The sequence below is a fragment of the Streptomyces sp. NPDC104307 genome (genome assembly GCF_055584045.1).
On the sequence record NZ_JBVJMU010000002.1, the window covers coordinates 651,660 to 673,694 of the forward strand.

The 22,035-nt window shown below is 71.7% G+C and carries 17 protein-coding genes and 1 tRNA gene; 2 read left to right on the forward strand and 16 right to left on the reverse strand.

The features are described 5' to 3' along the window. Positions 1 to 134 precede the first annotated feature (134 nt). Positions 135 to 686: a hypothetical protein gene (locus tag ACZ601_RS09630; protein WP_440576284.1), complete on the forward strand. Its 552-nt coding sequence runs from the start codon at positions 135 to 137 to the stop codon at positions 684 to 686. Between the two features lie 120 nt (positions 687 to 806). Here the strand turns inward: ACZ601_RS09630 and ACZ601_RS09635 are convergent, their stop codons facing one another. From ACZ601_RS09635 to ACZ601_RS09645, 3 genes are all read right to left on the reverse strand, one after another. Next, on the reverse strand, positions 807 to 2,588 hold the full coding sequence (locus ACZ601_RS09635; protein ID WP_469535081.1) for a DEAD/DEAH box helicase: 1,782 nt from the start codon (positions 2,586 to 2,588) through the stop codon (positions 807 to 809). Positions 2,589 to 2,834: 246 nt separating this feature from the next. Continuing rightward, on the reverse strand, positions 2,835 to 3,035 hold the full coding sequence (locus ACZ601_RS09640; protein ID WP_469535084.1) for a CopG family transcriptional regulator: 201 nt from the start codon (positions 3,033 to 3,035) through the stop codon (positions 2,835 to 2,837). Between the two features lie 16 nt (positions 3,036 to 3,051). Further along, positions 3,052 to 4,530 carry an MFS transporter gene (locus tag ACZ601_RS09645; RefSeq protein WP_469535086.1) on the reverse strand — a complete coding sequence of 493 codons (1,479 nt, stop codon included), beginning with the start codon at positions 4,528 to 4,530 and terminating at the stop codon, positions 3,052 to 3,054. Positions 4,531 to 4,713: 183 nt separating this feature from the next. Between ACZ601_RS09645 and ACZ601_RS09650 the strand changes: the two genes are divergently transcribed. Next, positions 4,714 to 4,785: transfer RNA gene (locus tag ACZ601_RS09650), tRNA-Cys, on the forward strand. Positions 4,786 to 4,851: 66 nt separating this feature from the next. Here the strand turns inward: ACZ601_RS09650 and ACZ601_RS09655 are convergent. From ACZ601_RS09655 to ACZ601_RS09715, 13 genes are all read right to left on the reverse strand, one after another. Next, entirely contained in the window at positions 4,852 to 6,294 is a 1,443-nt protein-coding gene (locus tag ACZ601_RS09655) for an amino acid permease (RefSeq protein WP_469535089.1), read from the reverse strand. A gap of 104 nt (positions 6,295 to 6,398) precedes the next feature. Next, complete coding sequence (locus ACZ601_RS09660) at positions 6,399 to 7,232, reverse strand: M55 family metallopeptidase (RefSeq protein ID WP_469535091.1); 834 nt, start codon at positions 7,230 to 7,232, stop codon at positions 6,399 to 6,401. Then, positions 7,229 to 8,641 carry a diaminopimelate decarboxylase gene (locus ACZ601_RS09665; protein WP_469535093.1) on the reverse strand — a complete coding sequence of 471 codons (1,413 nt, stop codon included), beginning with the start codon at positions 8,639 to 8,641 and terminating at the stop codon, positions 7,229 to 7,231. Before ACZ601_RS09665 ends, ACZ601_RS09660 begins: the two co-directional genes overlap by 4 nt. A gap of 145 nt (positions 8,642 to 8,786) precedes the next feature. Further along, complete coding sequence (locus ACZ601_RS09670) at positions 8,787 to 10,448, reverse strand: helix-turn-helix domain-containing protein (protein WP_469535095.1); 1,662 nt, start codon at positions 10,446 to 10,448, stop codon at positions 8,787 to 8,789. Between the two features lie 68 nt (positions 10,449 to 10,516). Further along, entirely contained in the window at positions 10,517 to 11,101 is a 585-nt protein-coding gene (locus ACZ601_RS09675) for a hypothetical protein (protein ID WP_469535098.1), read from the reverse strand. A gap of 5 nt (positions 11,102 to 11,106) precedes the next feature. Beyond that, positions 11,107 to 12,828, reverse strand: coding sequence for an alpha/beta hydrolase (locus ACZ601_RS09680; protein ID WP_469535101.1), 1,722 nt, complete (start codon positions 12,826 to 12,828; stop codon positions 11,107 to 11,109). A gap of 2 nt (positions 12,829 to 12,830) precedes the next feature. Beyond that, the gene (locus tag ACZ601_RS09685; RefSeq protein ID WP_469535103.1) at positions 12,831 to 13,202 is read right to left on the reverse strand and encodes a hypothetical protein; all 372 of its coding nucleotides are present in this window, start codon (positions 13,200 to 13,202) and stop codon (positions 12,831 to 12,833) included. Between the two features lie 149 nt (positions 13,203 to 13,351). After that, entirely contained in the window at positions 13,352 to 15,697 is a 2,346-nt protein-coding gene (locus ACZ601_RS09690; protein ID WP_469535106.1) for a xanthine dehydrogenase family protein molybdopterin-binding subunit, read from the reverse strand. After that, on the reverse strand, positions 15,694 to 17,388 hold the full coding sequence (locus ACZ601_RS09695) for a (2Fe-2S)-binding protein (RefSeq protein WP_469535110.1): 1,695 nt from the start codon (positions 17,386 to 17,388) through the stop codon (positions 15,694 to 15,696). The genes ACZ601_RS09690 and ACZ601_RS09695 overlap by 4 nt, the downstream gene beginning before the upstream one ends. Then, positions 17,385 to 18,281: an FAD binding domain-containing protein gene (locus ACZ601_RS09700; protein WP_073738181.1), complete on the reverse strand. Its 897-nt coding sequence runs from the start codon at positions 18,279 to 18,281 to the stop codon at positions 17,385 to 17,387. Before ACZ601_RS09700 ends, ACZ601_RS09695 begins: the two co-directional genes overlap by 4 nt. Before the next feature lie 297 nt (positions 18,282 to 18,578). Beyond that, complete coding sequence (locus ACZ601_RS09705; RefSeq protein ID WP_469535113.1) at positions 18,579 to 20,213, reverse strand: beta-N-acetylhexosaminidase; 1,635 nt, start codon at positions 20,211 to 20,213, stop codon at positions 18,579 to 18,581. Between the two features lie 4 nt (positions 20,214 to 20,217). Continuing rightward, positions 20,218 to 21,063 (reverse strand): carbohydrate ABC transporter permease, encoded by an 846-nt coding sequence (locus ACZ601_RS09710; RefSeq protein WP_469535116.1) that lies wholly within the window; start codon positions 21,061 to 21,063, stop codon positions 20,218 to 20,220. Next, positions 21,060 to 22,034 (reverse strand): carbohydrate ABC transporter permease, encoded by a 975-nt coding sequence (locus ACZ601_RS09715; protein ID WP_469535119.1) that lies wholly within the window; start codon positions 22,032 to 22,034, stop codon positions 21,060 to 21,062. Before ACZ601_RS09715 ends, ACZ601_RS09710 begins: the two co-directional genes overlap by 4 nt. Position 22,035 lies beyond the last annotated feature (1 nt).

Genomic DNA, 22,035 nt, shown 5'->3' on the forward strand with positions numbered 1-22,035 from the left:
TTCGGCGCATCCGTTGACATCTTCGAAGATCACCGTTTCACTGCACCCGACATGCCGGGCCCGGCACGCAGATCCGCAGGCTGGTACCGATCCAGCGAATCTGCGGAATTCAACCGGAAGGAGTTCCACCCGTCATGTCGATCTCTTCACGTCACACCCCGGGCCGAAGACGCCTGCCGCTGGTGGCGGGCGCCGCGTGTGCCGTCGGTGCCATGCTCGCGCTGTCGTCCCCGACCGCCTCGGCCGTCACCCCGCTCACCGCTACGGCGAGCTACAACTGCGGCTCCTGGGGCAGCGGTCTCGCCACGCTGACCGCCGCGGACTCGGGCACCAGTAAGACCATCAAGATCACCTCCACGGCGATCACGATGCCGGCCGGCACGAGCGCCGACCCGAACAGCATCACCACGACGCTGACCCTCACCAAGACCTCGGGCGGCGTCACCAGTCAGGTCCAGTTCTCCGCGAAGACCAACCCCGGTCTGAGCGGCGGGAATCCGATCACCCTCGGCCCGCTGAAGCTGACCTCTGGCACCCTCGCGGCCGGGGACAGCACCAACTCCACGGTGCTGCCCACTCCCCCGACCACCTCCAACTGGTCGCTGCGGATCGTGGCCTCGTCCCCGACGTCGGCCACCGTGCCGTGCGTGGCGACGACCAGCCAGTCCGCACCGTTCGTCTGGTAGCGGCGGGCTCTCTCATGACACCGGCCTCAGCCCGTTGAAGCCGGTCCGCTCATGACACCGGCCCGGGGCGAGGACGGCTGTCCTGTGCCCCGGGCCGGTGCCCACGCGTTTCCGGCGGGCTCACGTCATGCGGGTGGCCCACTCCTGGACCTTCCTGATCCGCTGCTCGATCTGCCCTGCGGTGGCCTCCGCGCTCGGCGGCCCGCCGCACACCCGCCGCAGCTCGGTGTGGATGACCCCGTGCGGCTTGCCGCTCTGGTGCGTGTAGGCCGACACCATGGTGTTCAGCTGCTTGCGCAGGCTCAGCAGCTGCTTGTGCGTGACCACCGGCCGGTCCTCGGCCGGCTTCTCCAGCAGGTCGGCCTCGGAGGCCGGCTTCTGGCGGCTGTGCGCGATCTGCCGGGTCTGCCGCTTCTGGAGCAGCAGCTGCACCTGGTCGGGCTCCAGCAGCCCCGGGATCCCGAGGTAGTCCTGCTCCTCCTCGCTGCCCGGGTGCGCCTGCATGCCGAACTCGGCACCGTCGTACAGCACCCGGTCGAAGACCGCGTCGGATTCGAGGGCCTCGAAGGGCAGTTGCTCCTCGGTCTCCTCGTCCTCCAGCTTCTCCGCGTCGGCGAGGAGTTTGTCCTCCTCCGCGAACGGGTTCTCCTCCTCGCTGCCCTTCTTGGGCTTGTCGAGGACGTGGTCCCGTTCGACCTCCATCTCGTTGGCGAAGTCGAGCAGCATCGGGATCGTCGGTACGAAGACCGAGGCGGTCTCGCCGCGCTTGCGGGAGCGCACGAAGCGGCCGACGGCCTGGGCGAAGAAGAGCGGCGTCGAGATGGTGGTGGCGTACACGCCGACCGCGAGGCGCGGCACGTCGACGCCCTCCGACACCATCCGGACGGCGACCATCCAGCGCGAGCCGTCCTCGGTGAACGCGTCGATCCGCTTGGACGCGGCCTTCTCGTCGGACAGGACGACGGTGGCCTTCTCGCCGGTCACCTTCTTGAGGATCTTGGCGTACTCGCGGGCGGACTCCTGGTCGGTCGCGATGACCAGGCCGCCCGCGTCCGGAATGCCCTTGCGGACCTCGGTCAGCCGCTTGTCGGCGGCGCTGAGCACATTGGGGATCCAGTCGCCGGTGGGCGAGAGCGCGGTGCGCCAGGCCTGCCCGATGGCGTCCTTGGTCATCGGCTCGCCGAGCCGGGCGGCGATCTCGTCACCGGCCTTGGTGCGCCAGCGCATGTTGCCGCTGTAGCTGAGGAAGATCACCGGACGGACCACGCCGTCGGCCAGCGCGTTGCCGTAGCCGTAGGTGTAGTCGGCGGAGGACCGCCGGATGCCGTCGTTCCCCTCCTCGTAGACGACGAAGGGGATCGGGTTGGTGTCGGAGCGGAACGGCGTCCCGGTGAGCGCCAGCCGGCGGGTCGCCGGGTCGAACGCCTCCTGGCACGCCTCGCCCCAGGACTTCGAGTCACCGGCGTGGTGGATCTCGTCGAGGATCACCAGGGTCTTGCGCTGCTCGCACCGGTTGCGGTGCAGCATCGGGCGGACCCCGACACCCGCGTACGTGACGGCGACCCCGTGGTACTCCTTGCTCACGGGGCCGGCGCTGTAGTCGGGGTCGAGCTTGATCCCTATCCGGGCGGCGGCCTCCGCCCACTGCTTCTTGAGGTGCTCGGTCGGTGCCACGACGGTGACCTGCTGCACGACGTGGTGGTGCAGCAGCCATGACGCGAGGGTCAGCGCGAAGGTGGTCTTACCGGCGCCGGGGGTCGCGACGGCGAGGAAATCGCGCGGCTGCTCCTGGATGTACCTCTCCATGGCGCCCTGCTGCCAGGCTCGCAGCTTCCCGGCCGTACCCCAGGGGGCGCGGCCGGGAAAGGCGGGTGAGAGGTGGTGGGAGGCGGTAGTAGTCACGGTCTCCGGTTCGGGTCTCTCGGGTACGTGGGGTGCTGTCCGCACGGGCCGGGACGGGCACGCACGCGATACGACAACCGGGCCACCCTACCGGGGGACGGCGGGCGATCCGCCCTGGACGCCGCCACCCCGGGACGAAGTGCGACGGCTCTCACACGTGACCGGTGACCAGGTCGCGCAACCCCTGGGAGATGACCTTCACCTCGTCCGTTTCGCCTGTGGCGACCGCGATGACCAGCCCACAGTTCACTTGAGCCGCTTCATGAGTTCGCTCCACCTGGCCGCTTGTTCCTTCGCCGATCGGGCGACGTCGGCCTGTCGGGCAGAGCCGGCCAGGTACTCGTCGACGGCCCGAAGCACGATCGTGTGCACGCTAACCCCCTCCAAGTCGGCACGCTGCCGGAGAGCCTCGGCCTGATCGTCGCGAAGGTGCAGGTTCATGCCCATACCAGGACGGTATCGTTCACCGCTCGCGCACCCGCGTAGCCACCCACGCCCCCACCAGCGCGACCCCCGCCATCGGCAGGAACACCACCGCGAACGCCCCCGGGTGCGAGCCGGAGGACCCCGCCTCAACCGCCTCGTGCACGGCGCCCACCGCTCCCCCGCCGAGCGCGCCGAACGCCGCGCCGCCGGCGGCCAGCAGCAGGGCGTTGGAGAGGCCGTCCGAGATCTGCAGGGCCGCGGAGTTCGCCCCCGCCTCATGCGGTGCGGACAGTTTCAGCAGCAGCACGCTCGTCGACGCGGTCACCGTGCCCATGCCGAGGCAGCCGACCGCCCAGGCCGCGGCGACCGTCCAGACCGGCACCCCGTCGATCAGCACGGTGGGCGCGGCCGCGATCGCCGCGGCGACCAGCACCATGCCGGCCACCATCAGCCGCTCCCGGTGCGGCTCCAGGCGCGGCCGGGACTGGAGGAACGAGCCAAGCGCCCAGGTCCCGCCACCGGCCGCGAGCGACAGTCCGGCCATCGTCGGGGACAGTCCGCGCTGGGTGACCAGCATCAGGGGGACGAACGACTCGGCGGCGATGAACGAACCGGCCGCCACCCCGCGCAGCAGCACCACGGAGGGCAGCCCGCGCGCCGCCCGTCCGGTGCCCCGGGGGAGCAGACCGCGCACCGCGGGGACGAGCAGGGCGACCCCGGCGACGAGCGGCAGCAGCGAGAACCAGTTCCGCTCCTGACCGGCGTACTGGAGCAGCCCCGCGCCCAGCGAGATGCCCAGCGCGAGCACGACGCGCCGGCGGTCGAACGGTTCGACGGGCGCCGCCGGGTCCGCGGGCCCGGACGCCATGCGCCGGATCGCGGGCAGCGCGAGCGCCAGCGGGAAGACCACCAGGACCGGGATGCCGACGAAGACCCAGCGCCAGCCCAGGTGCTCGGTCACGCTCCCGGAGGCCAGCGGCCCGACGACGGACGGGATCACCCAGCTCGCGGCGAACCCGGCCATGATCGCGGGCCGCAGCGGCTCCGGGTAGGCCCGGCTGACCACCACGTACAGCGCGACGATCACCAGCCCACCGCCGAGCCCCTGCACGGCCCGCCCCGCGATGAACATCCACATGGTGCCCGCGGTCCCGGACAGCAGCAGGCCCAGCCCGAAGGCGCTGATCCCGGCGGCGAGCGGTCCCAGCGGGCCGCGCCGGTCGGCCCACTGGCCGGAGAGCACCATGGCGAAGAGGCTGGTGGTGAAGTACGCCGAGAACGCGAACGCGTAGAGCGGGATGCCGTGCAGCTCACGGGCGGCGACCGGCATCGCGGTCCCCACGGCGGTGGCCTCGAAGGCGATCAGGAACACGACGGAGACGATGCCGATGCTCAGCGCCCGGTAGGTGCGCCCGAGCACCCCTTCCGCCGCCCCCGCGACCATGATCCGATGCAGGCCATCGATGTCTTCAGGGCGGGCCGAGACCTCGGCGTCACGCGGTTCCAGGGCGGTCATGAACCCTAGAGTAAGGGGCAAAATCCCCCTTGGACCCTGTCGCGAGTCCCTCCCGTTCTGGTCCCTTGGTCGTAGGACCGGACGGCTGTTCATGAACGGGGTGTGGCAGTCGCGTTGCGGGACGGCCCGCGCTCTTGGCGGCCGTGGTCACGGGCGCCTACGGTCGGTACCGGAACAACGCACGGCCGTGTGCCCGAGAGGCTTAGGGGCTCGACTGCAACTCGAGTTACACCGGTTCGATTCCGGTCACGGCCTCGGTATACGGAACCGCCCGCCCCCTCGTCCGGAAGGACGCGGGGGCGGGCGGTTCCGCGTGACGGGTCAGGCGGTGGCCCCGGCGTCCGGGACCGGACGGCTGCCGCGCGCCCTGCGCACCGCGTACGCGATAAGGACGACGGCCAGGCTGCCGAGGCTGGTGAACAGCTGGGTGCGCTGGTCACCGATGACGGCCATGGCCACCAGTACGGCGGCGAATCCGGCCATCACCACCCAGGTCAGGTACGGGAAGAGCCACATGCGCAGGGTCAGCCGCTCGGGCTCCTCGCGCTCCAGCCGGCGGCGCATACGCAGCTGGGACACGCCGATCATGAGGTACATGAAGATGGCGATCGCGCCGGAGGAGTTCACCAGATAGGTGAAGACGGTGTCCGGCGACAGGTAGGCCAGGAGGACGGAGATCCAGCCGACCGCCGTTCCGGCCAGGATCGCGCGGGCCGGGACCTGGCGCTTGTTCGTCGCCACCAGCCAGGTGGGGGCGTCGCCGTAGGTGGCGAGCGCCCGCAGCATCCGCGAGGAGACGTAGACCGAGGAGTTGAGCACGCTCAGCACGGCCGTGAGGATCACGATGTCCATCACGACGCCCGCGCCCGGCAGCCCGATGATCTTCCAGGCGGCGACGTACGGGCTGGCCAGGACCTTGGCGCTGTCCCACGGAACGATGGTGACGACGAGGACGATGGAGCCGACGTAGAAGAGGATGATCCGCCAGATGATCCCGGTGGTGGCGCGGGCCACCGAGCGCTCGGGCTCCTTGCTCTCGGCGGCCGCGATGGTGACGATCTCGGCTCCGCCGAACGCGAAGATGACCACGACGATCGCGGAGAAGATCGCGGTGAATCCGTTCGGCGCGAAGCCGCCGTGCGCGGTCAGGTTGGAGAAGTCGAAGGACGAGCCCGGCCAGCCGCCGAAGACGTAGAGGCCGCCGACGATCAGGAACGCCACGATCGCGGCGACCTTGACGGAGGAGAACCAGAACTCGAACTCACCGAACGACTTCACGGAGAGCAGGTTGGTCGCGGTCATCACGACCATCAGGCCCATGGCCAGCACCCAGAGCGGCAGCCCGATCCACGCGTGCAGGATCGCCGCGCCCGCGACGGCCTCCACGGCCACGATGATGACGTAGTAGTACCAGTACAGCCATCCGATGGTGAAGCCCGCCCACGGCCCGATGGCGGTACGGGCGTAGTCGGCGAAGGAGCCCGAGGAGGGCCTCGCCACGACCATCTCACCGAGCATCCGCATGGTGCACAGCACGAGCGCGCCGGCCAGGCAGTACGAGACGATCGCGGCGGGCCCCGCGGTCTTGATCACCGAGCCGCTGCCGACGAACAGTCCGGCGCCGATCGCGCCGCCGATCGCGATCATCGACATATGGCGGTTGCGCAGCGAACGGCTGAGTTCCGGCTGCGGGCCCTGCGGCGTTTTCTGCGAACTCTTCTGCGGCGTCTTCTGCGGCGTTCTCTGCGGTACGGAGGAAGTCATGGCAGCTCCAGGTCATGGGCAACGTCGTACAAGGCGGGGGGCGTGCGCGCCGTCGGAGCGGCGTTCGGGCGGCACCGGCACCGGGCCGCCGGACCGCCGGGTCCTCAGGTCCAGTCGCCCTCGCGACCGCCGCCGATCACCCAGCTGAGCGCCCGGAAACGGCGCAGCGCCGTCACGGCGTCCGGGGTGTCCATACGGACGGTGCGGGGGCCGGCCAGTGCGACTCCGGACAGTGCGCTCGCGCGGTCCGCGAGGTGCGGGCTGTCCACGTCGACCTCCACCACGTGCGGCACGGGGCGTGCGACGGGCCGGCGCGGGGGCGCCGAGAGGGCTGCCGCGGCCTCGCGGCGGATGTCGGCGCTCGTGACGGCCGGGGTGCGGCAGACGGCGGCGTGCCGGGAGATCGCCCTCTTCACGGTGACGGTCCGGCAGCCGGGCGCGTACCCGGTGGCTTCGCGGCAGGTCACGTCGTCGCCCGTGACCAGGACGACGGGGACACCGGCCTCCGCGGCGACCAGGGCGTTGAACTCGCCCTCTCCGACGGGCTCGCCGTCGATGCGGACGCCGAGGATGCTGTGCGAGAGGTAGGTGTGCGCGAGGACGCCCTGTTCGCCGGCGCCGGTGTGGTAGCCGACGAAGGCCACCGCGTCGGGTCCCTCCGCCAGGCCCTCCAGCATGCCGAGCGGCTTGTGCCGGCCGACGATCAGGACGGCGCGCGGGTCGAGTTCCTCGATGAGTACGTTGTCCATGCCGCAGTGCGCGTCGTTGACGACGATCTCGTCCGCGCCGGCGTCCGCGAACCCGGCGACCGCGGCGTTGACGTCCTGGGTGAGCAGTCGGCGGAAGCGTTCGTAGCGCGGTGTACCGGCTGTGACGTCCGCCGGGGAGACGGTGCCCGTCGCCCCTTCCATGTCGGCGGATATGAGAACGTGCTTCACCCCGCCACCTCCTTCTTCGGTGTCCGCTCCGGTCCCCGCGCGCACAGCGCCACGAGCGCGTCCGCGTGGGAGAGGCCGCTCTCCTCAACGACTTCGCGCACGCTCTGGGCCTCGCGGACCATGGCGAGGCGGACCTGCCCTGCCGAATCGGTGCGATAACCGTATACAGCGGGTCTGGGCAGGGAATTGTATGAGAAGTGCGAGGAAAAGTAGTACGCCCCGGTGTCGTACAGCGCCACCACGTCCCCGGGCTCGACCGCCGGAAGCTCGCGGGCGCTCGCGGTCAGGTCCCCGGCGAAGCAGCACGGCCCGGCGATGTCCACGACCTGGAGCGGCCCCTCCTTGGGCCGGCCAGAGGCGTCGAACACGCCGACGCGCAGGGGCCAGGAGTCGGGCATGAACACCGTACGGGTGGCCACCTGGGCCCCGGCGTGGGTCACCGCGATCCGCCGGCCGCCGGCCGACTTGGTGTACTCGACGACCGAGCCGATGGTGCCGCTCTTCGCCAGCAGTGAGCGGCCGAACTCGGTGACGAGGGTGTAGCGGCCGTCGAAGAGGCTGGGGGCGGCGGCGCGCAGTTCGGTGACGTAGTCGGTGTAGGTGGGGCGGTCGTCCTCGCTGTCGAAGTTCACGGGCAGGCCGCCGCCGATGTCCAGGCCGGTGATCCGGGCCTGCCCCAGCTGCTTGTTGATCCGTTCCGCCAGCTCGTACGCGGCGCCGACCCCCTGCGCGATGAGCGGCAGCGGGCAGCCCTGGGAGCCGACGTGTGCGTGCAGGCGGTTGAGCCAGGGGCGCGTGGTGAAGGCCTCGATCACCGCGTCGACGGCTCCCGGGTCACGCAGCGCGACGCCGAATTTGGACGTCGCGGTGGCGGTGCTCATCGCCCCGATGGCCCCGGCCCCGACCTGCGGGTTCACCCGGAGGCCGATGGGCCCGGCGGGCTCGCGGCCGGCCAGCAGGCGGTCGACGCGGTCGAGCTCCTGGAAGTTGTCCAGGTTGATCGCGATGCCGTGCTCAAGGGCGAACTCCAGCTCCTCGACGGTCTTCGCGGGGCTGTCGAACACCAGCCGGTCGTGGCTGAAGCCCGCGGCGAGGGCCTGTTCCAGCTCGCCGGGCGACGCCACCTCGCAGCCCATGCCCGCCTCCGCGAGCAGCCGGAGCACCGGCACCAGTCCGCACGCCTTGGCCGCGAAGGTGTGGTGGACCGTGGCCGGCCCCTCGAACGCCTCGTTCAGCGCGTCCACCGCGGCCAGCACCCCGTCGACGTCGAGCAGTCCGACCAGGGGCGAGCCGGGGCCGAGCAGCCCGTCCTCGACGGCACGGGCGAGCGCCGCCTCACGGGCGCGCTTGCGCTGGGGGGCCGGACCGGAAGTCACCTTGAACACACTCCTACGTGATGGGTCGCTCATGCGCCGCGCCTGTCGGGACCGCGGGCTGTTGTGCCCAGCTTCGGTGCGCGGGGCCCGGCATGTCTTCGTCGGCCAGGACCAGGACCGGCCGGTGTTCCTGTCTGCTCCGACAGCTAAACGATCACCAAGGGGGTTCGACCCGGAATCAGGAGCGGGGCCGGGCAGGCCCGAGGCGCAGGCCGGTCTCCGCCAGGAACCGCACCGCCGGATCGGCCAGGTCGACCCCGAACAGCTCCCGCGCCCGGCGCAGCCGGTACCGCAGCGTATTGGGGTGCACGTTGAGGTGTCGCGCGGCGGCGGCCGTGTCGCCGAAGGCGTCGAGGTACGCGGCGACGGACTCGCCGTAGCGCGCCCCGTGCGACCGGTCATGCTCCAGCATCGCGTGCACCGGCCCCGACATCTCCTGCCACAGCGGCTCCACCCGGTCGAGCAGCCGCAGCACCGTCGCCTCGGCCGCGACCTCCGCGTACGACGCCACCGCGGACCCGGCCCCGTGAGGGGTCAGCCGCGCGGCGCGCTCCCGCAGCACCCGCACCACCAGCTCCGCGGCGTCCCGCGAGGCGGGCAGTTCCGCCGGATCCGAGACCACGGGCCCGGCTCCGGCGAAGACCACGCCCCTGGGCACGGAACGGGCCGTGGCCAGCAGGGTGCGCGCGGGGTCGCTCTCGCCGTCCACGGCCGGCACCAGGACGTACAGCCGCTGCCCGGACCGGGCGGTCACGCACCCCGGCCGGTAGGCCGCGGCCTGTAGCGCCAGTACGTCGAGAACCCGCTGCGCCCGCTGCCCGGCGTCCCCCGGCGCGGGTTCCGGTCCGTCGTAGGCCTCCGCCACCAGCACGGCGTACGGCCGGCCCCGGACGAGCCCCACGTCGTGCGCGGCCTGCCCGTTGCCCGACAGGAGCGCGTGCACCGAACCCTCGCGCGCCCAGGCCGCGGCCCGGCCCCAGGTCCGGTGGTGCGACAGGTGCGGGACGGCGGCGCGGGCCGCCGTCCGCAGCGCCGCCACCGCGTCCTCGGCCAGCGGCCGCCCGTCGGCCGCCGCCCAGATCGAGCCGAGCACCTCGGAGCCGTGCCGCACTGCGACGGCCAGCCGCTCTGCGTACCGCTCGTCGGCGGGGAGCCGTACCACGTCGTCGGTGTTCCACAGCGCCTGGAAGAAGCCGCTCTCCCGCAGCTGGACGACCCGCCAGCGGGGCACCTCCTGGCCCAGGATCGTGAGCCGGCGCATCGGGTCGGGCTCGTGGTCCATCCGCGAGTAGGCCAGCACCCGCGACTGCGGGTCCTCGATCGTGATCGCGCCGCCGACGAGGTCCGCCACGGTGTTGGCCAGCCCCGACAGATCGCCCAGCCGCAGCCCGTCCACCCCGGCCGCGCTCCCGGACCGGTCCGGGACGCTGTGCACCAGCGCCGTCCGCAACTGCCCGAGCACCTCGGTCCAGCTCTGCACGGGCCCCCGGGTCAGCAACGCCGTACGCCCCCGCTCCGCCGCCTCCAGCAGCGCCGCCCGCGGCCCCCGCGCGCCCCGCCGCATCACCACGGCCGCCGCTCCGGCATGGTCCGCGGCGCGCAGCACGTCGACCGCCTCGGGCGAGGCGACCTCCACGCCGACCGCGAGCAGGACCAGCCCGGTGGCCGCCCAGGCGTCCTCGTCCCGCTCCTCACCGGGGTCGTGCAGCACCACGTCGGACACGGGTACGCCGGTGCCGCACGGCGCCACGACGACATCGAGCGTCCCGGCGGCGATCAGCGCGAGGAGCTGCGCCAGCGTGGGGCCGGGTTCGGGGCGGTCCGCCGAGGAGAGGTGCATCCGCCCATGGTCACCCCGCACCACCGCGCCCCGCCATGTCCCCGGTCACTGCCGGGCAACACTTCCCGCTACCGCCGGGGCGGCTCGCCGGGAGACCAGAAGTCCGAATGCTCCTGCGGCTTCAGCTCTGCTTTGTTCGGCCCCCCGGGCTGGCCAGGCGTCCCTGTTGGATAGGTCATCGCGGAATCCTCGACACAGCTCACGCCTGCTTCGACGAAGACATTGCCGATACTGCCGACTTGCAGGATGACGGCGAATCCGTCAGCGGTCCTGGCCCGGATCCGTGGCACGTCCTTGTCGGAAAAGACGCTGAAATCCCGGGCGCCCTGGTGCTCCCAGTATCGCCGGACCTGCTCCAATAGCTCGCCGCGCCGCTGCTCGGAGACCACAGTGAGAATGTTCCTGCTGCGGAATACAGTCGTAGTGCCGGTCGGCCGGTTGAGACCGGTGCTGCATGCCGTTTCCGAAGTGGTTCCGTGCACCCATTTCACGGCCGGGTGAATCGCCGCCATGGTGCCGTCGAGAATCACCTCCGCACGCTGCCCAGCCTGTTGCATGTCCATCGTGGATTTCTCCTGTTCCTTCTTGCCCTCACAAGCCGCAAGCACTGCCACCAGCAGCACACACCCCAGCAATCGCGCCGGTCTGCTCACACGCATCACCTGGGCGCCACCGTCGTGATCTTGTCGCCATGACCAGCCACGACGCTCGCAATGTTGTTCAGGGAATCGCCGCCGGCGTCCTTGTCGAAGTAGATCGAATGCGCGGGCAGATCTCCGGTCACTAGCCCCGTGAGACCGCTGTCCTCGCCGGGGGCGACGCTGAAGTGATGCCCTCCGAAATGGTCGTCGGCCGGGTCGGTACCGAACCAGTTCTCCTTGGGGCCGTACTCGCTTCCCGGAGTGACGTACTGCAGAGGGTTACCCGTGGGCAGGTTGCTCACCTGGTCGTTCTCCGCCGCCCCGATGTAGACGTGGTCGGCACCCACGCCGAGATCGGCGGCCTTGTCGACACCGACACTCGGGCTTCCCACGAGAACCACGTCGTCAGCGGGGATTCCGCCGGGCTGCTGGGTGGCCTGGCCCACGGTCAAGGATCCGTAGGAGTGACCAATGGCCGTCACATGCGGTGATCCGGATTCATGAGTCGCCCGAATACCGTTCAGGAAACTGTTGTAGGCCGGGGCGCCAGCCTTGGCGTCATCGTCCCTCATAACGTCAGTGGCCGACCACTTAACACCATCCAGTTGTGGTGCGTCATAGCCGAGCCAGACCACGGAGGCACTGGTAGTGCCCGGGTACATGCCGTTCGCGGCATCTGCTACATCTCTCGCCCGTTTCAGGTCCGCAGAGGCGAAGTGCCCGCTTAGCTTGGTGTTAAGGCCCGGCACATACGCGGAGACGTTCTTCGAGGCGTCCGGGTTGCCGAACGAGACGATGGCGCGGCCGTTGCCCTGCGAACCGAGGCCGAGCAGATACGGGCGGGGCTCGCGCTCCCGGTCCAGTTGCTGCCGAATGCCCTTCACACCGTCGATCTTGTCCCTGATGGCCGCCGCCTCATCCCCGGTCGCCGACGCGTAGTCGGACTCCAGGCTGCTCAGCAGCATCGGCAGGTAGGTCCGGTTGGCCCGGTCCCGGTCGGCCATCGGTACGCCGTCCCGGTTGCCGATCTCCTGCGGGTAGTCCTGGACCAGCTCGGCCTGGAGGCTGGGGGAGAGCCCCGCCCACCACGCCTGTACGGCGTCGGGCGACGCCTTCCCGTCCGGCATCCCGAGCTCGGACAGCAGCTCGGTATGGAGCGCGTTCGCGGTCGCCAACTCCACCAGGCCGGCGCTCCAGTCGCCCTTGGCGCACCGGTTGGCCGCCTCGGTGAAGAGCTCGATCGCCGCCGTGTACTCCTTGTCCGCCGCCTGCGCCGCGTGCCAGGCGTCACCGATCCGGTCGGCGTACCCCTGAGCGCGAGCGGCCTGGTCCCGGTGCATGATCGCGATGTCGCCCGGCATCATGTGGTCGGCGCCGACGGTCGGGGCGGTGACCGTGCCGTCGTCAGCGACTTTGTAACGGGCGTCCGTGGCGTCCGCGACGGCGTCCGCGAGCCGGCCTTGGTAGGTCATGAGCGCTTCACCGCAGGACCTCAACACGTCGCCCACGCCGTCGAGTTCCTGCTTGGCGACATTCAAGCCCCGCTGCATCCGGCCGAGTCGGTCGGCGGCCGACTCAGCGGTGGCACCGCCCCAGGCGCCGTCCTGAGTGAGTGGGCGGTGCAGATACTTGCCGAAGTCCCCGGCATGAGTGGTGAACTGCTCCGCCAACGCGTCCCAGGTATCGCCCGCGTCCGTCAGCAGGAGCGGCTTGGCATCACGGAGTTCCGAGACCCGCATGCTCAGTAACCCCCGTTCGCCGAGTAGGGGCTCGGCGGGCTGGCGCCCGGGGCGTAGGGACCGAGGAACGTTTTGCGGCGCTCCTGGTCTTCGTGCGTGAGACTCTTGCCGGAGTCGCTGACCGCGTCCGCCGCGCTTCCCACCATGCCTGCCAGTGAACGCAGCGCCTTCGTCCACGCCTCCAGGCAGTCGTCGATCGCGCGGGCGGACTGGAAACCCACCAGCCCGGCGACAGCCGTATCCGTCGGTGTGAACAGGGCTTTGATGTCTTCCGGTATGTCGTGGGCAACCTTGCGAGCGGCCTCGGCCGCCTTGTGCACCTCGCTCGGTTCGATCCATAACCCTCGCGTCGCACCGCCGATCGGTGTGGACATGAGTTCCCCCCATGGTCGCTCGGTCGCTAGCGATCCATAGGCTAGACGCACGTGCGTCCCCGGTCCTGAGTACGCGTACTCAGGACCGGGGACTCACAGTCACGAGGTTGGTGACCCTGTGATTCCGCAGACTCCGTGCCTCACAGGGCTCAGGACCTGACCGCCGCCACCGCTGCCTGCGGCCGGATCGGGAGGCGGTTGACCGGGCGGCCGGTCGCCGAGCGGACCGCGGCGGCCACGGCGGCCGGGGAGGTCACCACGGGGACCGCGGAGGCGGGTTTGGCGCCGAACGGGGCCACCACGTCGCGCTCCTCGACGAGTCGGACGATGCGGATGTCCGGCGCGTCGAGGGAGGTCGGCAGGGCGTAACCCGTGAGGTCGGGGTGGCGGACGATGCCGCGGGCGGTGCGGAGGTTCTCCGTGAGGGCGGTGCCGATGCCCTGGGTGACGCCCGCCTCGATCCGGGTCGCCAGCTGGGACGGGTTGAGGACCCGGCCGACGTCCTGGGCGACGGCCATCTCCACGACGCGGACCGAGCCGAGCTCGATGTCGACGTCCACCACCGCGCGGATCGCGCAGAAGGCGAGGCCGACGAAGGCGTCGCCCTGGCCGGACTCGTCCAGCGGCTCCGTGGGGTGGGGGCGGCACTGGGCGGTGGCCCAGAGCTCCTTGCCGTCCATCGCCTCCGTGACGGTCGTCGAGAGCACCCCGTCGTAACTGGTGATCTTGCCGTCGGCGATCTGGAGCAGTTCGGTGGACATGCCGAACTGGTGGGCCAGCGGCTGGAGCAGCTGGGTGCGGACCATCTTCGCCGCGCGTTCGACCGCTCCGGCGGAGACCCAGGTGTGACGGCCGTGCGTGGCCGGTCCCGCCGGGGGCTGGTCGGTGTCGACGGAGGCCACGTGGACCTCCTCGATGCCCAGGGTCTCCTGGACGACCTGGCGGGCCAGTGTCGAGAAGCCCTGGCCCGTCTCGACCGCGGCGCAGATGACGGTGGCGACCCCGTCGTGGACCCGGACCGTGGCCGTGGAGACCTCGTCCGCGCCCTCGGCGCCGAGCATGTGGACCATGCCCAGCGCATAGCCGACCCCGCGCCGCACCGCGCCGGGTTCGCCCGCGCCCTCCAGGCCGCCGGGGAGCAGCCAGTCGTCCTCCGGGGAGTCCTTGGGGAGTGACGGGAGCCGGAAGTCCCGTACCGCGCCCAGGAGTTCCGCGACGGGGGCGGGGCAGGTCACGGTCTGTCCGGTGGGCAGGATGTCGCCGGTGGACAGGGCGTTGCGCAGCCGCAGTTCGGCCGGGTCGATGGAGAGCTTGGCGGCCAGCTTGTCCATCTGGCCCTCGTACGCGGCGCAGACCTGCATCGCGCCCTCGCCCCGGACATGCCCGGACGGGGGGTTGTTCGTACGGACGGCCCAGCCCTCGATGAAGGCGTGCGGGACGACGTAGGGGCCGCAGGCGAACGCGACGGCGGCGGCCAGCGATTCGGACGAGTCGTCGGCGTACGCGCCCGCGTCGAGGAGGAGCTGCGCCTCGACCTTCACCAGCCGGCCCTCGGCGTCCGCGTGGTGGCGGTAGCGGAGCAGCGTCGGGTGGCGGTGCGCGTGGCCGAGGAAGGACTCCTCGCGGGTGGCGGCCAGCTTGACCGGGCAGCCGGTGCGCAGGGCGAGCAGCCCCAGCGGGAGCTGGAATCCGGGGTCCTCGCGGTCGCCGGTGGCGCCGGGGACGCCGGTCACGACGACCTTCACCCGGTCCGGTTCGAGGCCGAAGCAGGCGGCGGCGAGATCGCGGTCGGTGTGCGGGTCGGTGGAGGCGGTGTAGAGCTCGACGCCGCCGTCCGGGCGGGGTACCGCGAGCCCGGCCTCGGCGCCGATCGGCGCCGGGTCCTGGCGGCCGATGCGGTACAGCCCCTCGACGATGACCTCGCCCACGATCTCCGGGTCGCCGTAGCGCAGCGGGATGTGGCGGATCAGGTTGCCGTCGGGGTGCAGCGGTTCGGCGGCGAAGGCCTTCTCCGGGTCGGTGACCGGTTCCAGCACCTCGTACTCGACGGCGATGGCGGCGGCGGCCAGCCGGGCGGTGTCGGGGTGGTCGGCGGCGACCGCGGCGATCGGCTCGCCGTGGTGGCGGACCAGCTCGGAGGCGAAGACGGGGCGGTCCACGACGCGGCGTCCGTAGGCGCTCTCGCCGGGGACGTCCTCGTGGGTGACGACCGCGCGTACGCCCGGCATCTCGACGGCGGCCGAGGTGTCGATCGACAGGATGCGCGCGTGCGGGTGCGGAGAGCGGAGCACGGCCGCCCAGAGCAGTCCCTCGGCCCACAGGTCGGCGGCGTACGGGAAGGTGCCCTCGGTCTTGGGGCGGGCGTCGGCCGGCGGCAGCGAGGCGCCGAGGCCGAACACCGGCTGCTCGCCCTCGGGGCCGTCGGGCCCGTCCAGCGAGGGGATGCTGATCGCCGTGTGGGTCGCGCCGCCCGCGGTGGCCGCGTCGTTGCTCACGCCATGCCTCCGTCCTGCAGATGGGCCTGCACACTACCCGCGCCGGGGGGCGCCTGGTGCGGGATGCGTGCCTCGTCCTGTTTCGCGGACTGTTCCGTGGGCTGTCCTGTGGGCTGTGCCGCGGATTCCGGTGCGGGGGCGGAGGCCGCCTCACGGCCCGCGATGACCTCGTTCACGGCGTCCAGCACGCCCCGGTAGCCGGAGCAGCGGCACAGGTTGCCGCAGAGTGCCTGACGGGTCTCCAGCTCGCTGGGGGCGTGGTTGCCCTCCAGCAGGTCGTGGACGGTCATCGCCATTCCGGGGATGCAGAAGCCGCACTGGACGGCGCCGCAGCCGGCCAGCGCCCGCTGCACGTCGGACGGTTCGCCGTCGACGGCCAGGCCTTCGACCGTCCGCACCTCGCTGCCCGCCGCGGTGGCCGCGGGGACCAGGCAGGAGGCGACGAGCCGGCCGTCCACCTGGACGTTGCAGGCACCGCACTCGCCCTGTGAGCAGCCGTCCTTGGCCCCGGCGAGGCCGAGGCGCTCGCGCAGCACGTAGAGCAGCGACTCACCGATCCAGGCGTCGGTGACGGGCCGGTCGACACCGTTCACGTGCAGTGCGTACGAGACGGAGGGGTGCTCGCTGGGCAGGTCGAGCCGGGGGGCCGGGGCGGCCTCGGGGTCCGTGACGTCGGGATCGGCGTCGAAGTCGGGGGCGGGGTTGGGGTCGAGGTCGGGGCCGGGGTCTGTGACTCCGGGGTCCGTGGCGTCGGCCTCGGCGGACGTGTCCGTCGCGTCCGGGGCCGTGGCATCGGCGTCCGGTGCCGCTTCGGTATCTGTGGCCTCGGTGTCCGGCGCGTCCTCGGCAACCGGCTCCGCGACCGGGGCCGTAGCGGATTCCGCCACCGGCTCCGTGACCGGTCCGGCCGTGCCGGGGTGCTCCATGGCGGGCTGCGACGCGTCCTGGAGAGCTACCTCCGGCGGGACGTCGTGCGCGTCCGGCGCGCCGTCCGGCGCGTCCGGTGTCCCTTCGTGGTCCGGCCCCTGCGGCGGGGCGCTGTCCCCGGCCGGGGGTTCCGGCTCGCGCGTCGCCCAGGGGGCGGGCGCACCGCCGGGCAGGGTGGCCGGCGGGGTGCGGTCCGCGTACCAGCCGGCGGCCGCCGCGGCGGGGGAGAACTCGCCGGACTCCTCGGGGAGATCGCCGTCGGCGACCGGGATCTGCCACTGGCCGGTGTGCCCGGCCGGTTCCGCCTGCTCTGCGGTCTCCGCGAAGTTCCACTGGCCGGTGGCGGCCCGGTCCTCGCGGTACCGGTCCGGGTACTGCTCCCCCGGCGGGTGCGGCTGGTACGGGGTCTGCGGGTATCCGTACGGGGCCTGCTGCTGGTTCGGGTCGGGCCAGTGCACCGCCTCGGGGGCGGGCCGCTCCGTGTCCGGGGCGTGGTCCTGCCCGTCACCCTGGCCGCCCCGGCTGTCCTGCCCGTCCGGTGTCCGGACGGCCCAACTGCCGGTGGCCGCCGGGTCGACCCCGGCCGCCGGGGTCAGCGGAAGGATCATCGGCGGCACGTAGCCCTGGCCGGGGGCGGCCAGCGGGATGTTCGCCAGGTCCTCGGGCGGCAGGTGGACGAAGGCGGTCGCGTCGGCGTCGTAGTCGCCGTTCTGAGGGATCGGCTCCCATCCCCCGTGCTGTTCGGTGTGGTCCTCGTTGCTCACGACAGTGCCCTCCCCAGCGCGCGTCGGGCCAGCGCGGCGACGGTGCGCCGCAGGTGCAGTACGGCGGGGGACAGCGGTGGCGCCTCTCCCCCGTCGGCGGGCGGTGGCTCGTCCGGGATGCACGCCGCGGCGACGTACTCGCCGAAGGCGGCCAGTGCGTCGGGCGCCAGGCCCCGTTCGCCGTCCCAGTCGATCAGCGAGGCGATCCAGCGTTCGGCCTCCAGCGGCCGCAGCGGCATCGGCGCGATGGCGCCGACCGCGCAGCGCACTCCGCGCCGGGCCGGGTCGAGCACGATCGCGACGGAGGCGGTGGCCCGGCCGGGGCCGGTGCGACCGGTCGCCTTGAGGAAGACCTGCGGGGCGTGCAGCAGCGGGACGCGGACGAAGCCGATCAGCTCTGCGGGCTCCAGCATCTCGCGGCCGGCCAGCAGGTGCGAGACCGGGATCTCGCGGCGGGCGCCGCCGGGACCGGCGATGACCAGCTCGGCCTCCAGCGCGGCCAGGACCGGCAGGGCGTCTCCGGTCGGGGCGGCGGTGGCGATGTTGCCGCCGAGCGTCCCGGCGTTGCGGATCTGCGGCGGGCCGGCGGCGCGGGCGGAGGCGGCCAGGGCGGGGATGAGGGCGGCGAAGTCGGGGCGGCCCATGCGGGCGTGGGTGAGTCCGGCGCCGAGGAGGGCGTGGCCGTCCTGGTAGTGCCAGCCCCTCAGTTCGCTGATCCGGCCGAGGCCGACCAGCCCGGAGGGGCGCAGGAGGCCCTTGTTGACGGCCGACATCAGGTCCGTGCCGCCCGCCACGGGGACGGCGGCAGGCATGGCACCGAGTGCCGCCACTGCCTCGTCCAGCGAGGCAGGCAGCGTGACGGACTGCGTCGCCTGCGGTGCTTGCGTGGTCAACCCAGCTGCCCCTTCCCGGTGTCCCGGCTGTCCCGTCTGTTTCGCCGTACGGTACGTGCTCAAAGCCTGGACGTGGCAACTCTGGCACATCTTCGGACCGGCCCGACGCGAGGGTCCGCGAAGGGAGTATCCGTCCCTGGCCAGGGGGATGGCCCCGATTCGCCCCTCTTCGGAGCAGAGTGCGAATTGCCACTATTCAGCGAGCTTGCACGACTTATTCCGTTCCACGGAAGTGTCAACGGAGGAGAACGGCGGAGTTCGACGGGAGAGTCCGGGAGCACCGGGAAGGGGGAGGTCTCACCTGAGCGGGGGCGCTCCCTCCAGCGGGCGGCCGAGGATGCCGGGCCGCCGCTGCCACGGCAACGGGCCGCCCGCCGGCCGGTAGTCGACGCCCAGCGCGTCGAGCCGCGCGTAGTGCGCGGCCATCCGCCGCTCGAAGCCGGCGAAGTCCCGGTCCTTGGGGGCGGGCAGGGCCGACCAGGCGACCTCCGCGAAGGCGGCCAGGCGCGGGAAGACCTGGTAGTCGACCCGGGCCCGGTTCTGCATGACCTCGGTCCAGACGTTGGCCTGGGTGCCCAGGATGTGCCGGGCCGCCTCCTCGGAGAGGCCCGGCGGAACGGGTTCGAAGCGGTAGACGTCCTCCAGGGTGCGCACGTATCCGATCGGCATCGGCTCGTCGGAGCCGCCGTCCTGACGGTGGTCCAGGTAGACCTGCTGCTCCGGGCACATCACCACGTCGTGCCCGGCCTCGGCGGCGGCGATGCCGCCCGCGTAGCCGCGCCAGGAGGAGACGGCCGCGCCCTCGGCGAGCCCGCCCTCCAGGATCTCGTCCCAGCCGATCAGCCGGCGGCCCCGTGCGGTGAGCCAGCCATCGAAGTGCCGGATGAACCAGGACTGGAGCTCGTCCTCGTCGGCCAGGCCGAGTTCCTTGATGCGGGCCTGGGCGGCGGGCGACGCCTTCCACTGGTCCTTGGGGCACTCGTCGCCGCCGACGTGGATGAACGGCGAGGTGGCGGCGGGGAAGAGTTCGAGGACCTCCTCGAAGACGCCCTCGAAGAAGCGCAGGGTCCGCTCGGTGGGGGCGAGCACGTTCGGGCTGACACCCCAGTCGCCCCAGACGGTCATGGCGTCGGTGTCGACGACATCGGTGTTGCCCAGCTCCGGGTAGGCGGTGATGGTCGCCTGCGAGTGGCCCGGGATGTCGATCTCGGGGACGACCCGGATGTGCCGGGCGGCGGCGTACGCCACGATCTCGCGGATGTCGTCCTGGGTGTAGAAACCGCCGTGCGGGGTCTCGTCCCAGAGTTCGGAGGCCCGGTGGCCGTGCTTGGTGCGCGAGCGCCAGGAGCCGGCCTCGGTCAGGCGCGGGTGACGCTTGATCTCGATGCGCCAGCCCTGGTCGTCGGTGAGGTGGAAGTGGAAGACGTTCAGCTTGTGGGCGGCGAGGAGGTCGAGGTAGCGCAGGACGTCGGTCTTGGGCATGAAGTGCCGTGCCACGTCGAGCATCATGCCGCGCCAGCCGAAGCGCGGGCCGTCCTCGATGTCGGTGAACCCGAAGCCGGGCCGGGCGGCGCCGTCCACGGGTGCCCGGCGGAACGCCTCGGGCCCCAGCAGCTGACGCAGCGTCTGCGCGCCCCAGAAGACCCCGGCGGGGCTACCGCCGGTGATCGCGACGCTGTTGCCGGGCAGGGTGGTCAGCCGGTACGCCTCGGGCTCCAGGGCGGGGTCGGTCAGCAGCCGGACGGACTGCTCCGCGCCCTCGCCCGCCGGGGCGAGCGACAGGCCGAAGGCGGCGCCGAGCGTGGCGCGCAGCCAGCGTTCCGTGGTCTCGGTGCCGGGTGCCGCCGTGATGGTGGTGGACGCGTCCAGGACGAATCCGCACCGCCCCTGCTCACCGGCGCGCACGGGGGCCGGGATCAGATCCATGTCCATGAGGTCAGTCCTTAACCGCTCCGCCGAGTCCCGAGACCAGGCGTCGCTGTACGAGTACGAAGAAGACCAGCACGGGGATGGTCATCACCGTCGAGGCTGCCATGATCCCTCCCCAGTCGTTCTCATCGGGTTTGAAGAAGACCAGCAGCGCCATCGGGAGCGTCGACTGGGAGGTGTCGCTGATGATGAACGACTTCGCGAAGAGGAAGTCGTTCCAGGTCGAGATGAACGAGAAGACGCTCGTCGCCACCAGTCCCGGGAAAACCAGTGGGAAGAGGATCTGCCACAGGAAGCGGGCCCGGCTCGCGCCGTCGATGTACGCCGCCTCCTCCAGGGCGTCCGGGACGGCCTTGACGAAGCCGCGCAGCATCCAGATCGCGAACGGCAGCGAGAACGCCAGGTGCGGCAGGATCAGCGAGCCGAGCGTGTTCAGCTGGCCGAAGTCGCGCATCAGGAAGAACAGCGGGATCGTCAGCGCCTCGACCGGCACCATCTGCGCGACCAGGAACATGATCAGCAGGGTGGTGCGGAAGCGGAACCGGAACCGGGTGACCGCCGTCGCCGCCAGGAAGGCGATCAGCGCGGAGACGATGACGACCGTGCCGGCGACGATCAGGCTGTTGAGGAAGTAGCGCCCGAAGTCCTGCTGCTGGAAGACCCGGCGGAAGGAGTCCAGGGACGGCGACAGCGTCCACGGCCTCGGGTGCGCGGACTGGACCTCTCCGGCCGGTTTGAAGGCCGAGAGCACCATCCAGTACAGCGGGAAGGCCACGGCTGCGGCGATCAGCAGCGCCGCCGCCTCGGCGGCGAGCCGGCCGGGCCGACGGACGCGCAGGGACGGCAGGCTCACAGTTCCTCCCCCTGGCGCCTCACCAGGCGCAGATAGACCAGCGTGACCGCCAGCAGGATGACCAGCATCACGACACCGATGGCCGAGCCGAGGCTGTACTGCGAGGACGCGAACGCCTTCTGGTAGGCGTACACGTTGAGCACCAGGTTCTGCCCGGCGATGCCGCCGCCGTTGGTCATCACGTAGATCTGCGTGAAGACCTTGAAGTCCCAGATGACCGACTGGATGGTGACGACGATCAGGATCGGCCGCAGCATCGGCGCCATGACAGAGCGCCAGATCCGCCACTGCGAGGCGCCGTCCAGCGCCGCCGCCTCCAGCACCTCGGTGGGGATCGCCCGGATGCCCGCGTAGACGGTGACCATCACGAACGGGAACGAGCACCACAGGACTTCGAGGAGCACCAGCGCGAAGGCGCTGTAGCGCCCGTACGTCCAGGAGAAGTCACCGAGCCCGAGCACCCGGTTGACCGGTCCGAAGTCGGCGTCGAAGAGGAAGACCCAGACGGTCGAGCCGGTGATCGCCGGGGTCGCCCAGGCGCCGAGCGCGGCCATCATCAGCGCGAGCCGGGGCACGGCCCGTACCCGGGTCAGCAGGACGGCCAGGGCGCAGCCGACCAGCAGGGTGGCGAGCACGCACAGGGCCGCGAAGACCACGGTGGCCGCCAGCACCTGCCAGAACTGGCTGTCCTGGAAGAGCGTCGCGTAGTTGCCGAAGCCCTGGAAGGTGGCCGGTTCGCCGCCGCTGACCTGGGCCTGGGTGTACTCCAGGAAGGAGATCAGGCCGAGTTGGTAGATCGGGTAGACCAGCAGCCCGCCCAGCAGGACGAGTGCGGGCAGGAGGTAGAGCCAGGGGGTCCAGCCGGACCGCCTGGCCGGGGAGGCCGGGGGGCGGCGCCGGCGCGGACGGGGGGCGGCCCCGCCCGTGCCGGTTGCGCCCGGCGCCTTGTACGCCGTGCTGTTCGCCGTCATC

Excerpts from the sequence above, each read along its gene's own strand:
- ACZ601_RS09665 (WP_469535093.1), bottom strand. The coding sequence starts at position 8,641 with ATGAGCGACCCATCACGTAGGAGTGTGTTCAAGGTGACTTCCGGTCCG.
- ACZ601_RS09705 (WP_469535113.1), bottom strand. The coding sequence starts at position 20,213 with ATGGACATGGATCTGATCCCGGCCCCCGTGCGCGCCGGTGAGCAGGGG.
- ACZ601_RS09680 (WP_469535101.1), bottom strand. The coding sequence starts at position 12,828 with ATGCGGGTCTCGGAACTCCGTGATGCCAAGCCGCTCCTGCTGACGGAC.
- ACZ601_RS09685 (WP_469535103.1), bottom strand. The coding sequence starts at position 13,202 with ATGTCCACACCGATCGGCGGTGCGACGCGAGGGTTATGGATCGAACCG.
- ACZ601_RS09655 (WP_469535089.1), bottom strand. The coding sequence starts at position 6,294 with ATGACTTCCTCCGTACCGCAGAGAACGCCGCAGAAGACGCCGCAGAAG.
- ACZ601_RS09640 (WP_469535084.1), bottom strand. The coding sequence starts at position 3,035 with ATGGGCATGAACCTGCACCTTCGCGACGATCAGGCCGAGGCTCTCCGG.
- ACZ601_RS09630 (WP_440576284.1), top strand. The coding sequence starts at position 135 with ATGTCGATCTCTTCACGTCACACCCCGGGCCGAAGACGCCTGCCGCTG.
- ACZ601_RS09670 (WP_469535095.1), bottom strand. The coding sequence starts at position 10,448 with ATGCACCTCTCCTCGGCGGACCGCCCCGAACCCGGCCCCACGCTGGCG.
- ACZ601_RS09715 (WP_469535119.1), bottom strand. The coding sequence starts at position 22,034 with ATGACGGCGAACAGCACGGCGTACAAGGCGCCGGGCGCAACCGGCACG.
- ACZ601_RS09645 (WP_469535086.1), bottom strand. The coding sequence starts at position 4,530 with ATGACCGCCCTGGAACCGCGTGACGCCGAGGTCTCGGCCCGCCCTGAA.